Source organism: Pseudanabaena sp. CCNP1317 (assembly GCF_034931345.1).
GTDB lineage: Bacteria > Cyanobacteriota > Cyanobacteriia > Pseudanabaenales > Pseudanabaenaceae > Pseudanabaena > Pseudanabaena galeata.
Genome location: NZ_JAYGIF010000111.1, coordinates 28,542 through 43,497 on the forward strand (window position 1 = coordinate 28,542; position 14,956 = coordinate 43,497).

At 41.2% G+C, this 14,956-nt stretch carries 5 protein-coding genes; all 5 read right to left on the minus strand.

The window, feature by feature from the left end:
* Positions 1–79: 79 nt before the first annotated feature.
* The 5 genes from hppD to VB775_RS20580 all read right to left on the minus strand — a co-directional run bounded on the left by hppD (position 80) and on the right by VB775_RS20580 (position 14,814).
* Complete coding sequence (gene hppD, locus VB775_RS20560; RefSeq protein WP_323216927.1) at positions 80–1,165, minus strand: 4-hydroxyphenylpyruvate dioxygenase; 1,086 nt, start codon at positions 1,163–1,165, stop codon at positions 80–82.
* Positions 1,166–2,045: 880 nt separating this feature from the next.
* Positions 2,046–6,419: an amino acid adenylation domain-containing protein gene (locus VB775_RS20565; RefSeq protein WP_281008618.1), complete on the minus strand. Its 4,374-nt coding sequence runs from the start codon at positions 6,417–6,419 to the stop codon at positions 2,046–2,048.
* A complete protein-coding gene (locus VB775_RS20570) occupies positions 6,416–9,685 on the minus strand; it encodes a non-ribosomal peptide synthetase (protein ID WP_281008619.1) in 3,270 nt (1,089 codons plus the stop codon). The genes VB775_RS20565 and VB775_RS20570 overlap by 4 nt, the downstream gene beginning before the upstream one ends.
* A gap of 966 nt (positions 9,686–10,651) precedes the next feature.
* A complete protein-coding gene (locus VB775_RS20575) occupies positions 10,652–12,157 on the minus strand; it encodes a hypothetical protein (RefSeq protein ID WP_281008620.1) in 1,506 nt (501 codons plus the stop codon).
* A gap of 83 nt (positions 12,158–12,240) precedes the next feature.
* Positions 12,241–14,814, minus strand: coding sequence for an aminotransferase class III-fold pyridoxal phosphate-dependent enzyme (locus VB775_RS20580; RefSeq protein ID WP_323216928.1), 2,574 nt, complete (start codon positions 14,812–14,814; stop codon positions 12,241–12,243).
* Positions 14,815–14,956 lie beyond the last annotated feature (142 nt).

The window sequence follows — 14,956 nt, forward strand, 5'->3', positions numbered from 1 at the left end:
GGTGACCATAGCTATATATATGAGACACAAGCAGAGTTTTTATAGGTTTTGACCGTCATTTTTAATTGTGACCATCGACCTATAGGTTTCCACGTCGGGCTTGTTCGTTTTCAAGGGCGATAAATAAAGACTTAAAGTTTCCTGCCCCAAATCCTTTTGAGCCATGTCTCTCAATAATCTCAAAAAATAACGTTGGGCGATCGCCAACTGGCTTGGTGAAAATCTGTAATAGATAACCATCAAGATCGCGATCCACTAGAATTCCTAACTCTGCTAGCTTTTCTACAGGAAGCCCTGTTTCAATTACCCAATCCTCTAAATTTTCATAGTAAGCCTTGGGGATAGGAAGAAACTCGACTCCAGATTTTTTGAGCTGAACTACTGTTTGAACAATATCATCAGTACAGAGACCAATATGCTGAATACCAGGACCATAATGGAAATCTAGAAATTCTTGAATCTGAGATTTGCGCTTGCCAATGGCGGGTTCATTTATATTGAAGAAGGTTTTATTGTTGCATCGAAGTACTTTTGACATTAAAGCAGAGTATTCCGTTGAGATAGCTCGATCATCGAAATGCATATGCATATCAAATCCAAGTGCTTTAACAAAGAAATCACACCACCGATCCATTTCACCTTGCTCGACGTTACCAACAACATGATCGATGTGCTTCAAACCAACGGAGTTGGAGGTGGTGGTGGAGCACTCAACAAAACCTGGCGCAAAAACGCCAGAATATTTACTACGATCTACGAATTTGATTAATACATCACCATAAACATGAACAGATGCAAATTTAAAAACACCATGTTCATCGTCTTGTTCAGTTGGTGGAATATAGCTAATAGCACCATGAGAAACTGCCTGATTGTATGCCTTAACTACATCAAGAACTTCAAGAGCAACAATAGCAACTGTATCTCCGTGCTTCATGATGCTTTGCGAAATCGAGTGTTCTGGAAGGAAAGATGAACTCAGTACAAAACGAATATCTCCCTGTTCCATTAGAAAAGAGCTTACTTTACGTTCGCCTGTCTCTAGTCCACAGTAAGCAGTATTCTTGAAGCCAAAGCAGCTGGAATAGTAATGTGCTGCTTGTTTGGCATTTCCTACATAGAACTCAAGGTGATCAAATCGTTTGTTATTAGATGACTCATTCATCATAGAACCTCTTCTATAAAATAGAATATGTGTTTCTTACTTTTGCGAGGTATAAACTAGAGGGCTTACATCTTTCTTCATACAGCATTATCCTTGTATGCCTCATCAGACAAAGAATAACCATATTAGGAACTAAGGACTTTTGAAAAAGCAAATAAATATTCAGTTACTTTTGGACAAGGAGCAAGGAGTAAATCATGGAGTTTGTATTTTCTAAAGTGGATTTCATAATTGATATTGAGTTCTTCCACACAAATTAGATATATGCCTTGCAACTAAATATTTAATTTATTTTTCTTGAATTTATTATTAATTAAAAACTTATATAAACACAATAATCATTAGTTATACAAAGGTTATACATAAGTTATGCATAAGTTATACAGCTATTAACTTGGATACAGGCATTTGCGGCGTGCTTCGCACGCCGCAAATGCCTGTATCCAAGTCACGTTGGATTAAAAAACAAACCTAGTAAGAGTTTTAAAAGCACATTACGTGAGGTCGGGATAAGCTACAAAATTTTAAAGGCCAAAACAGTAAAAGCCTCGCTTCGCGAGGCTTTTACTGTTTTGGCTCCCAGATAGGGTTCGCGGCGCGAATCCTATCTGGGAGCCATTTTGAAGTCATGTAAAAATCGGTTTATTGAAAGTCCGCTAACGATGGACTTCCAATAAACCGATTTTGGTATTTCTAGTGCCTTTGGCACTAGAAATACCAAAATCGGTTACATAATGCGACTTTCTGTCATGGACTTGTGACTTAATAAAATACTAAATATAAAACCAGAATCAGTGGGGCGGCTCCGATGCCCCACTGATTCTGGAAAATCTGGATTGGTATTTTATTTTCTTGCAAGCTCCTAATATCAATCTAAATTTTACGAACGAAACTCTTCAGTAGCTTTCCAGATGATCTGACCAATCTGGTCAGCATTTTTCTTCATACCTACATCAGCATGAGCGCAGTCAAGTTTATGCAATGAAACTTTTCCAGTTAATAGTTTCCCCCACCCACAATAGGGAAAGAGCCACGATAGATCCGTCCACAGGACATCCTTTGTTCTTGATTTTAGTCCGCTCTTTTTCGGTGCTGTTAGTACAACCTTTCCAGAAAAAACTTTAGAGCTATGATTTCTACATACTTCGTCAATAGAATCCCATGCTTGCGGTAGTATGCGATCATATTCACTCATTAGTCTATGGGGCTTTTCGGGAGATTGATCAGCCATAAACTGACTAAAATCCAACTCATTCTCAGATTTATTTATCTCTTCCATCGCATTAAAGGAAAACAATCTTTCGAGAATATACTTACCTTTTTCAGTCAATGACAGTGGCAAGAATTGCATGAGATGAAATTTAAGTATGCAAAGTTTGAGATCGAGTTGGCACAACACATCATATATTTTAGATGGTCCTTCTCTATCAATTATTGCAAGGAAATCAACCTTTTTGCCCTTTTTCTGTAATTGGCAAGCTACTTCCATCGCCACAAGCCCTTCATAGCAGTTCCCTCCAATCAAGTAAGGTTCATCTTGCGGAATTGAGAGTAGCTCATCAACTATTACTGAGGCGATCGCTTCAATATAGTTTTCTGTGGAATGTAATGGAGTCCAACTACCACCAGGTATGGTATATACAGGTTGGGGTAATCCTAAATTCTTGCCGAAATCAATATAACCAATCCAAACAAAAGGTCGAGATGATTTCATCTCGGTTGGAGGAACTTCTACAATTAAACCTCGTTTGCCAATATGCTTACCAATTCGACCACCGCACAAGGATAGAAAAGCCCGATAGTCTTCTAAACTAAGCCCTAAAGGAACGTCTTCAGGTGATATTGTTTCAGAAGGTTTTTCACGCATCCAATTAGCGATTTTGGCGATCGTTCCCATTTCAAAAAATGAGGATATTGGGAAATGATAGTTAAAGACTTTTTCTATTTCCGTAACTAAACGGACTGACAGAAGTGAATTACCTCCTAACTCGAAAAAGTTGGCATTTACACTTATTTCGTTGATACCTAAAAGCTTTTGCCAAATAGATGCTAGTCGTTGCTCTAGTTCATCACGAGGCAAAATTACTTCTACATCTACTAACCTATCTGTACCTAAAGTGAGCAGGGCTTGGCGATCCACCTTGCCATTTGCCGTTAGAGGTAAGGTATCTAAAATGACAAAACTACTAGGTATCATATAGGATGGTAGCTTGCGTTGAAGAAAGTTCTTTAGATCTTCAACATCAATTCCCTGATCCTCTTTAGAACTGAGATAGGCAACTAAAATCTTGTAGCCATTTGGCGATTCTTGGCATAGCACAACTGAGTTACTGACAGCAGGATACTTTTCCAATTGAGTCTCAACTTCGAGGGGTTCAACTCTAAAGCCGCGAATTTTAATTTGAAAATCAGATCTACCGATAAATCCAATATTCCCGTCGGGTAAATAGAAAGCAGTATCGCCAGTTTTATAAAGACGATCCTTGGGATTGTTAGAGAAAGGATTACGAATAAATCTCTCAGCAGTAATATCTGGACGATTTAAGTAGCCACGACTAAGACCAACTCCGCCAATGTATAGTTCTCCATTCACCCCAATCGGGCAAGGTTGTAAATTAACATCTAAAACATAGGTCTGAAGATTGGCGATCGCACGACCGATAGGAATTTCAGAGTCAGCAGGAAGATTATTTTCAGAACTACAGGGATCGTAGATTGTAGCTGTGACAGTAGCTTCAGTGGGACCATAACCATTGAGCCATCTAGGGTAGTCCCCCACAAGCGATCGCCACTTTTGATAGGTAGCTTTAGAAACTTTCTCTCCTCCCACAATTACTAGACGGAGGCTTTTTGGAAGCGAATAATCTAAAATTGACATACCACTAACCATTTCATTCCAAAAAGCTGTTGGTATATTAATTACTGTAATTGCTTGTTGAGCAAGACTATCAATGAACTTGGTAATAGAGTTGTAAACCTCAGGCTGGGCTAAAATCAAAGTACCGCCCTTCAGCCAAGTTGGGAAAATTTCTTCTATCGCGACATCGAAACTGATATTTGAAAATTGTAAAACTCGATCTTGAGTATTTAACTCATATACTTTGCCAACTGCTAGACAATGGTTGACCATACTGCGGTGAGAAATGGTAACGCCCTTGGGTTCGCCTGTGGAACCTGATGTATAAATGACGTATGCCAAGTTATCAGGATCTATTGAAGTTAGGAGATTATCACTACTACACTTGGCGATCGCTTCCCAGTTAGCATCTAGGCAAAATACACTAAAACCATACTCTGAGAAAGAATCCAGCAGATTAGCCTGCGTTAGAATAAAAGAAACCTGAGCATTGCGTAACTTAGATATTCGCCGATCATGGGGATAATCGGGATTTAAAGGTATATAGGTTCCGCCAGCTTTGAGTACACCAAGCATTGCGATCAGCATATCTGCTGATCGTTCTACACAGATGGCAATCATCGTCTCCGTGTCAACGCCCTGAGATTGTAGATAGTGAGCTAGTTGATTGGCTCGGCTGTTCAATTCACGATAAGTTAGTTTCGCATCCATAGCAATAACTGCGATCGCTTCTGGGGTCTGAGCAACTTGGGATTCAAATAATTGATGAATGCAAAGTTCTGGAATTGGGACGTTGTTATTATTCCATTCAGATAAAATCTGCTGCTTTTCTGGAGTTGTAAGCATTGGTAGAACAGCTATCTTCTGCTCAGGATTAGCGACGATACTTTCTAATAGAGTTTGAAAATGCCCCATCATTCTGGCAATTGTACTGGACTCAAACAAGTCGGCGTTATAACCAATAACCATTTCCAGTCCATTTTCTTGCTCTCTCATGGCTAGAGCTAGGTCATATTTAGTCTCACCATTATCGATGTAATTTATCAATGGTGTGATTGTCAAATCAGGAAGTTGCACAGAAGCCATACCACGTCCATTAGACCAAGGTGGGTTAAGCGCAAATTTTATTTGAAATAAAGGAGATCTACTACGGGTAAGCTCTGGCGGCAATTCTTCGACTAATTTTTCAAAGGGCAAGTCTTGATGCATATTGGCTTCGAGAGAAGCCTCACGCACGCGCTCAAAAAGTTCTCGGAAAGTCAGATCCCCCTCAAAGTTAATGCGTTGAACTAGAGTGTTGGAGAAGAACCCCACTACTCTCTCCGTTTCTATATGACCTCGACTAGCACTAGCAAACGTAATGAGAATATCTTTCTGCTGAGAGTACCGATGCAATAAAATCTCAAATGTAGCAATCAGAACCATAAATAATGTTCCTCCTAGCTTCTGACTCAAGCTAGTGAGATCGGCATTTAATGATTTTGACAACACTCGCGCACTAAGTTCACTACGATAGGTCTGAACTAAGTGAGGACGAGGATGATCGGTTGGTAACTGAATAGCTGAAAGAGGTCCCTGTAATTTCTGCTTCCAATAATTAAGTTGGGATTCTAACACTTCACCTTGAAGCCAATTACGTTGCCAATTTGCAAAATCAACATATTGAACTGAGAGTTCTGGTAAAGGGGAGTCTTGATTATTTGCATAAGCAGTATAAAGAGTGTTGAAATCTTGATAGAAAACATCAGATGATGCTGCATCACAAACTATATTGTGTATGTTGAAAACGAGTAGATGTTCAACCTCAGTCAACTGTAGGAGCAGCACTCGTATCATTGGTCCAGTTTCTAGATTGAATGAGCATTGCGCCAATGCTGTAGCTCTTTTCCGAGCCTTTGCATCACGATATTCGGTAGGAACTAACCTGAGATCCTCTACTGATATGTCAATATCTACTTCAGGCAAAATTACTTGAGTAGGTTGCCCATTTACAGAGGGGAATATAGTTCGCAGCACTTCATGGCGAGCAATCACCGAATGTAAACTTTTTTCAAGTGCTGAAACGTTGAGTATCCCTCTAAAACTAAACACGACAGGCATGTTGTTGGAAGAGCTATCAGGTTCAAATTTATGAAGATACCAAAGGCGCTGTTGAGCAAAAGACAGAGGTAAAGTGGTATTACGATCAATCTTTACAATTGGAGGCAACTGCGGGCTACTGTTTTGTGTGGCTTGACGCAGGAACTGAACAATTTCAGCTTTGCGGTTTTTGATCTCAATAAGCAATTCAGGCGTAATAGCATCTTTAGCGGCCCGATATCGTAAACGCTCACCTTCTAACCAAAGATGCACATCTCTCTGACTCAATTCAAATAATAAGGAATCAAGAGTATTCATAGTTCTCCCTCCTCGTAGAAATCCGATAGATCATTTTGAGCAGCTTTCATACTTTGTTTCGCCCAGTTTAATGTTACTATTTTCTCGACCAAGCCTCCTATAGTAGGTGCTTCAAAGAAAATTCGCAGTGTTAGTTCAACGGCAAAAACTTTCCGAAGCCTTGAAATTATTTGAGTTGCCAACAAGGAGTGTCCCCCTAACTCAAAGAAATTGTCGTAGATACCCACGCGTTCTAAATTAAGTACCTGCGCCCAAATATCAGCGATCTGCTGCTCCATAGAGTTGCGAGGAGGCTCATATCTCCCTTGCGAGTTAATTATTCCATCGGGTGCTGGCAGTTCTTTGCGAGCAATCTTGCCATTAGGAGATAAGGGTAATGAATCTAAACTGACAAAAGCATTAGGAATCATATAGTCAGGCAGCTTTTGCTGAAAAAAGTTACGCAACTCATTTACAGAAACCTCTTGTCCTGATACTGGTACAAAATAAGCCACTATCCTCTTATCCGCAGGTATATCTTCTCGAATGATGACAACAGATTTTTGGATGGTTGGATATTTACTCAGGACTGCCTCAACCTCGCCTAGTTCGATCCTAAAACCCCGAATTTTCACCTGATTGTCAATGCGTCCAATAAACTCAATATTCCCATCGAGGAAATAGCAAGCTAAGTCACCAGTTTTATAGAGTTTGGTTCCTGATTGACTACTAAAGGGATTAGGAACAAATCGCTCGGTTGTCAACTCAGGGCGATTAAAGTAACCCGATGCTAATCCATCCCCGCCAATATATATTTCCCCGATCGCCCCAATGGGCATAGGTTGCAATTGGGGGTTCAATATATAAACCTGTGTGTTGTTAATGGGACGACCAATTGGCACAGAGTTACCTATAGTTTTTGCATCTTCAATGGGATAACAGCAAGTAAAAGTTGTGCTTTCGGTGGGACCATAACCGTTAATCAACTTACAGTTAGGTAAAGCTTCTCGAAAACGCTGGACATGATTTACGGAAAGTACATCGCCACCCGCTAACAATTGTTGTAATGGGCGTAACGCTTCAATTTGTTCGTCTACCATCAGGTGAAATAATCCAGCAGTAAGCCAAATAATTGTGACTTGATAGCCTTGAATAACCTGACCTAATTCTTCAAGCGAGGGTTTGTCCGATGGAAATAGAACTAACCGTGCTCCATTCAACAGCGCCCCCCAAATTTCAAAAGTGGAGGCATCAAAGGCAAGAGGAGCCAATTGGAGAAAGATTTGTTCAGGGCTAAAATCAGCATAATTAGCACTCTTGACCAGTCTTACTACTCCTCGGTGGACAACACTTACGCCCTTTGGAACACCAGTTGAGCCAGAGGTATAGATCACATAGGCAAGATTGTCTGGGGTCACATTACAAGTGGGATTTTCTTGGCTTTGTAAAGCGATCGCTTGCCAATCCGTATCTAAGCAAACAACTTGAGCCTTGCTAGGGGGAAACTGCTCCACCAATTTTTGCTGTGTAAGCAGAACAGACACCTGAGTGTCTGCCACCATAAATGCTAATCGTTCTGGAGGATAGGAGGGATCGAGTGGGACATATGCACCACCAGCCTTCAAAATACCAAGAATGCCAATGATTGTTTCTAGCGATCGCTCAATGTAAATGCCGACTAAACTATCAGCGCCAATACCCAAGCCTATCAAGTAGTGAGCTAGTTGGTTCGCCCGACAGTTTAACTCTTGATAGCTAAGCTGTTCGTTCTCAAAAATCAAAGCGATCGCGTCTGGGGTAGCAAGTACTTGTGCTTCAAACACCTCTTGAATTGAAGAATTACGAGGATAATCTACTTGTGTTTGATTCCATGATGTTAGTAGCTGTAGCTCGGTTTCTGGTAAGAGTGGTAAGCGGTCAATAATTGTATCGGGAGCAGACACAATCCCAATCAATAGAGCCTCAAACTCCGCCAAGCGACGACGAATCGTTGCGGCATCAAACAGGTTGGTGTTGTATTGGCATTCTAAAGTAACCTTGCCCCGCAGCTCTGTGGCATTAATAAATATTTCAAAGTTCTCATAGCTACGAGGATTAGTAGAGAACTCTACTTTGAGATCCTCAAACAATAGGCGATCGTTATCCAGCCCTTGATCGAGGTTAAATGTAATCGGTACTAGTGGAATGCGGCTAGTATCGCGAGGGATTGCCAACTTTTCTACTAAACTGCCAAAGGTAAATAATTGATGATCATAGGCATCCAAAATGACTGGTCGGCGTATCTGTAAGTAGTCACTGAATGCTTGTGTTCCATCCACCCAACTTTTTAAAGGGAGCAAATTGACACAATGACTTACTAGCTGATAATTTCCTGTCGCAGCCTGTCCAGCCGCAGGAATCCCCACCATAATTTCATTGCTTCCAGTTAACCGATGCAGAAACACCTCAAAGCTGGTCAACAAAGTAGTTGTAAAACTGCATCCTAGCTTGTTTCCCAATTGCTTTAAATTGCTAACTAAAGTAGGATCTAAATCCCAATCTTCGCGAGCAGCATTGAAGGTGCGAACTGGTGGACGAGGGCGATCTGTCGGAAAATCTAAGACAGGAATGGAATCAGAAAACTGGTTTAGCCAATATGCTTCGGTCTCGATTTCTTCTTCACTACCCTTAGCTTCTTGTTGGGCGATCGCATATTCACTAAAATTTGCTGGTTCTTCTAAGTCGTGCGTTTCTCCATTTTTTAAGGAGGTATATAACTTGCCAAGATCGGTCATTAGCACAGCCCAAGACCAGCCATCACAAATAATATGATGTGCCGTCAATAGTAGAAGATTTTCCTGATCTTGAGTCTTAATTAGCTGTACCCGAATCAATGGGCCATGCTCAAGGTCGAATGGAGTCTCTACAGCTTGCTTTAGCAAGTCCGCTAACTTAGTATCTCGTTCCCCCGAATCCAATCCAGAAAGATCGATTTCTGGAATTTCAAGATTGAGTGAAGCCACAATACAAAGATTAATTCCATCAGGACTAAAGGTTGTTCTCAAAGCTTCATGGCGAAGGACTAGCTCTTGCAAAGCTAACCGTAAAGCATCAGTATTAAGTATTCCTCTTAACCACAACTTCTGTGATTCATTGTAGGCACAGTTAGCATCACTACCCATTTGCACTGAAGCCCAAATTTCTTTTTGAGATTCGGTCGCTGGTGCTGTTAAAAGTAATTCTCCATCTGCGAAAGGATTAAAGTCAACAGTAGTAAATTTGGGTTGAGTACCTGATGGAGAATTCATAATTTATACTTCCTATTAATGATTTACGATGACAATAGTTGAGAATCTTATATATTTTTCTTGCTATAATTTTTTTGATACTAAGATAATCTACTTCTACAATACAGCAGTAATCATGAGTAAATATACTATCCATATTTTCTCATGATTACTGCTATATTGTAAAGCTTGAAGAAAAAATCACAGCAATTCTCATTATGAGAAAGATTTGGGTATTTCCAGTGCCTTCGGCACTGGAAATACCCAAATCGTTTTTTTTGAAAGCCCGTCAACGGCGGGCTTTCAAAAAAACGATTTGTATAATGAGAATTGCTGAAAAAATCATACATTTAGCACCAATTCACAAAAGTATTATTGTACTTTCACAAATCATATAGCAATCCTAAATAGGTTGTGAGAGTGCGCCCCTTCGGGGCGCACTCTCACAACACTCAAAATCTTACAACTCATTTAGGAGCGCTATAAGTAAGTCAAACTTAATATTTATATATAGCCAAGAAATTGCATAGCCATTTCTTGGCTATATATAAATATTAAGTTTTTAAATAATGCAGGATTTAATTTCATGTATTAAGTTAGTAATAAATAGCAATGATTGAGTTATATCAAATCACAAGATGGATTAGCTATCTTGTGATTTGATATAACTCAGAGATAAATTAAAGAACCTCATTTAGAAGTCTTTCTTATTATTTTTAATACTTAACAAAATAATTTGTATTTCTAAAATTTGGTGTGATACATCTAATATATTTTTTAAAATGGATTTGTCAATTCAATTCCTACCAACTATCCCCTACTCAACATAGAAATTAGTATAGCCATCCTAAATGAGTTGTAAGATTTTGAGTGTTGAGAGAGTGCGCCCCGAAGGGGCGCACTCTCTCAACCTATTTAGGATTGCTATATCATCCAATGAATAAAGAATGTTATACGGCAAAACCAAATACTATTATTTATTCATTGCTAAGGAAGTATACTTGCAGACTGAGAAATATTTTCACCTAAACTATTGAATGCTGATACTGCATAGATAGCATTTTCTCCAGCAGCTTTATCTCGAAACTCAAGCACTATATGTGGATATATTGGAGCGTCACCACCATCGCGTTCTTGTCCCTGTAATGTTGCGATTAGAGTATTGTTACGATAAACCCGAAATTTTGGTAATCCATTTTCAATGTCTGGGGTGAAATCCCAATTTAAGACAACCTCAGTTGCTCCGATTCTTATAACACGCACATCAGTTGGTGCATCAGGCTTTCGAGTTGGGGAAACTCTGTCTGGATAACAGCTTTCAGGTAGATATGGAGCACCTAAGAGAGTAACAAGGCTTTTATTTGAACAAATACTATACCTAATCTTCTCAAATAAATTTGGATTAGAAACGTATTCCTGCCATTTATAAGCAGTTTCTTCATTTGGCAACCATGTTGCATGTAAAGGATCTCCCTTGTAGTTACTAACTGGAGCTATTTCATGGGTGTCTGGATTAGCCAACCAACCTTGAGATGCCTCAAGTTGACGGAGTTTTTGACTATCTTTTGTCAGCCGAGTGGTTAAAATCGAGTCCAAGTAAGGGATGGCGATAAGCCTTGTATCGGTAGATCCATGCCCCATATCCGCTTCTAGAGCAAGACCCCAAAGCGCACCAGCTTTTCTAAACCGAGAGAAAACTTGTCTGGGTAGATCAAGCCCTTCACTGAAATAGAGCGTGCCAACTGCTTCACCAGCTCCCAACGCGTACAGAACTGGCATTCCAAGAACATTTGGATTGATATCGGAGGCAAGAAGTTTAATAGGCCCTGAATGAGAAATATTAGCGCCACCTCCTCGCATAGCTATTAATGCAATCGTGCGATCGGGATACTTGTGAGACATTTGTACAGCCCAATCGGCTCCACCAGAATATCCCCAGAGAACCCATGGAATCTCACCTAATTCTGGATGACCACTCTTTTGCCCAAATTCATTAAGAGATTTTAGAAAAGCATCTTCTGAGCCTCGGTCAATGACAGCCCAACTATCGCAAGGATCGACAGGATATATACCAACTGTTTGATATTTAGTTCCGAGAATTGCTAGTTGATGCTTAATTGCTAGGGCTTGCCAGTGTAAATCGTTCGCGTAAACAAGCCCCATATCTGTAGCATCATCACCACCACATCCATGCTGCCTAACAATCACCCCACGAACTGTTTCTACTCCGTTGGGAATCCATATTCGATAATTGGCTAAAATATGATTGGCTGTATCAGTTATTGGAACTGATGTTTCGTAATAGATGCCACGCTCAAGACTATTTTTTTGTCCAGTAGATATAGCTGATTGTTGTGGCAATGGCTGAGGAATAGACAACAGCCATTTTATCCATCCTAAGTGAAGCAGAAGTGTAGTTAAAGTGGCTAAAAGGAAAATTACAACAAGTTTCCATTTGATGTGAATACCAAATGGTATAAATGGCAGTCGCATAACAGACAAAATCCTATTGAAAAACTGAACAAAGAGACATCTCGATATGCTGGTGCATATCAAGATGTCAATGCGGCATGTCTTTACGAAACACCTCCAAGTTGCAAATATTTACCAGGATTATCTAGATCAGGGATATACCAAGCAGGATTACCTTCGGGATCTCGTCCCAAACGAGCCCCTGGTTGGGGTGGCCGATTGCGATCAAAGCCGCCATTATTGCCGTTAGCAACATTCTTAGGCTGCGGTAAAAATCCAATCATCTGCATTTCGGCAACAGTATCTTTAAAGGCTCTGATCACAAATTCAATATCAGCGTCGGAGTGAGATAGTGTAAAGAAGCAAGGACGATGATCCCAAACATGGACACCTTTTTCGCGCAATAAATAGAATATCAAGCTGGCATAAGGGCTTTCATGGGGATAGTTAATATAGAAGTAAGAACTAAAGTGAGCAATCTCAATTGGCGCTTCAATTTGCTTGAAGTATTGGTTGAGATGAGTTGCAAATTTACTTACCTTGTCGGCAAGCGATCGCTGCAACTCAGGTCCACCTACCTTAAGTTTATAGAGAACAGCCTCGGCTGCGGCTAGCGCCATAGGATGACGGACAAAGGTTCCCGCAAAGAAGGTAACTCCAACTTCAGGAATAGAGTTATCACCATATTGCCAGAATCCACCATCAAGGGCATCCATATATTCAGCTTTACCAGCTACAATCCCAATCGGTAAGCCGCCACCAACCACTTTGCCGTAAGTTGCCATATCAGCTTGGATATTGAAATAAGCTTGAGCGCCACCTGGGTGAACACGGAAGCCAGTCACAACTTCATCAAAGATGTATGCAGTTCCAGATTGCTCAGTTAAAGTCCGCAAATCTTGCAAAAACTCTTTGGGTTGAAGGTTTGGATCACGGCTGCGAACTGGCTCCACTAAAATTGCGGCTAAATCATCGGCGCGATCGCGCAGAATCTGTAAAGACTCAGGCGTGTTGTAATCCAATACCAGTAGATTCTCAAACATGCAGGGCAAAATCCCAGGAGCTGCGGGCAAAGTTTTTAGCTTGGGTCCTTGGCGGTAAAGCACCTCGTCAAACGTACCGTGATAATCCCCAGCAAAGGTAGCCACGAGATCGCGTCCCGTAACTGTCCGAGCTAGACGTAAGGTTGCCATTACCGCTTCCGACCCCGTGTTACAAAATGCTACTCGTTCCATGCCTGTAAATTCGGCAACAAGCTTAGCAACTTTACCTGCTAGGGGAGTTTGGGGCCCAATTTCAATACCCTTATCTAGCTGTGCTTTTACGGCTTCTGTCACGAAATCTGGTGACCAACCAAAGAAATTCAAGCCAAAGCCATTGGTGATATCCACATATTCGTTACCATCGACATCCCAGAGCTTGGAACCAGATGCGCGATCGGTGACAATCGGATAAACCATTTCTTTAAACAATGGTGTAAATCCTGAAACTGTGCGTGGATCAGCTAGGTATTTGCGATGCTCCTGTGTCTGCCGTTTTGATTCTTGAGTCCGAGCGATATAACGAGCAATGATGCGATCAAGAGCTTTTTGCTGTTCCGATGTTAACGCGGCAGTGACCGACTTTTCAATCTTAGCTCCAGGACCAAAGTTTTTGCGTGGTTTAGGTTCCTCTGCTTCAGTAACCGTTACAACTTCTGCCTTGATTGGCGCAGCAGCAGGTGCAGGCTGAGTTGGAGGTGCTGCTGGAGGTGCTGGAGGTGCAACCGTCTGAACTACAGGTGCAGCGATCGCAGGACTAATCGTTCCACCTGTTTGACTTAGTAGCTGCAATTGTTGCGCCATAATTTGCAGTTGCTGAGCCACCACAGATTGCATCGTACCAGCCATTTCAGGGCTTAGTGAAGGCAGTACAATGCCATTGTTTTGATTGCCATTGGCAGGATGAGGTTGTCCGACAAAATTAGACATGGCTGGAGGATGGGTAGAGATCGATATGGGATTAGCAACTAAAGTTTCAGCAGCAGGTGCAGGTACAGCAGGGGACGCAGGGGTAGAGACAACTTCTACTGGAGTTGCTGCGATAGAGGCGGGAGCAGGGAATGCATCAGGGGGAAGCGATCGCAGTACAAAGTCAGACAACGTATCGAGATTGGGATAATCTTCTAATAAATGTCGAAAAGTGATTTTAACCTTGAACTTCTTTTTCAAAGCCATGGCAACTTGGGTGAGAGAAAGAGAATCCAATCCCATTTCCAAGAATGTCGTTGTGCCATCATTACCATCAATTTCTAGCCCTGAGGTGGTTTCTAGAACTTCTTGAAGTTGGGGGATAAGTTGTTGCTTACGAGCTTCAGTCATAATATGCGCTTGCACCTCTATATTAGGGGTAGGATTGGGTTGTAAAGATGGGATGGGTGGGAGTGATTGAATTTCGACGGTGGGCTGAATTGGGATTGGTTCAGCAGGTGGGGGCAGGGGAAGCGTTGGTTCAATCGAAGGTTTCGGATCGATCCAATAGCGCTTGCGCTCAAATGGATATGTGGGTAGTGGGATGCGATGTCGGTATTCATCAGCATAAAACTTGGCTCTGTCAAGATCAATCCCAGCCAGCCAAAGTTGCCCGATCGCCTGCAATATGGCAACCCATTCGGCATCATTATCGGTGGTGCTACCCAAGGAGGAAATCGCAATTGGGTGCGACCTCAATACAATACAATTATTAGACAGCAGCAGGAAACCCATACTGATTGAGATTGTCCCAGAATTGCTCCCAACGAGTAGAAGTTAAAACTAAAGCTCTTAAACTCAAAATTATGCT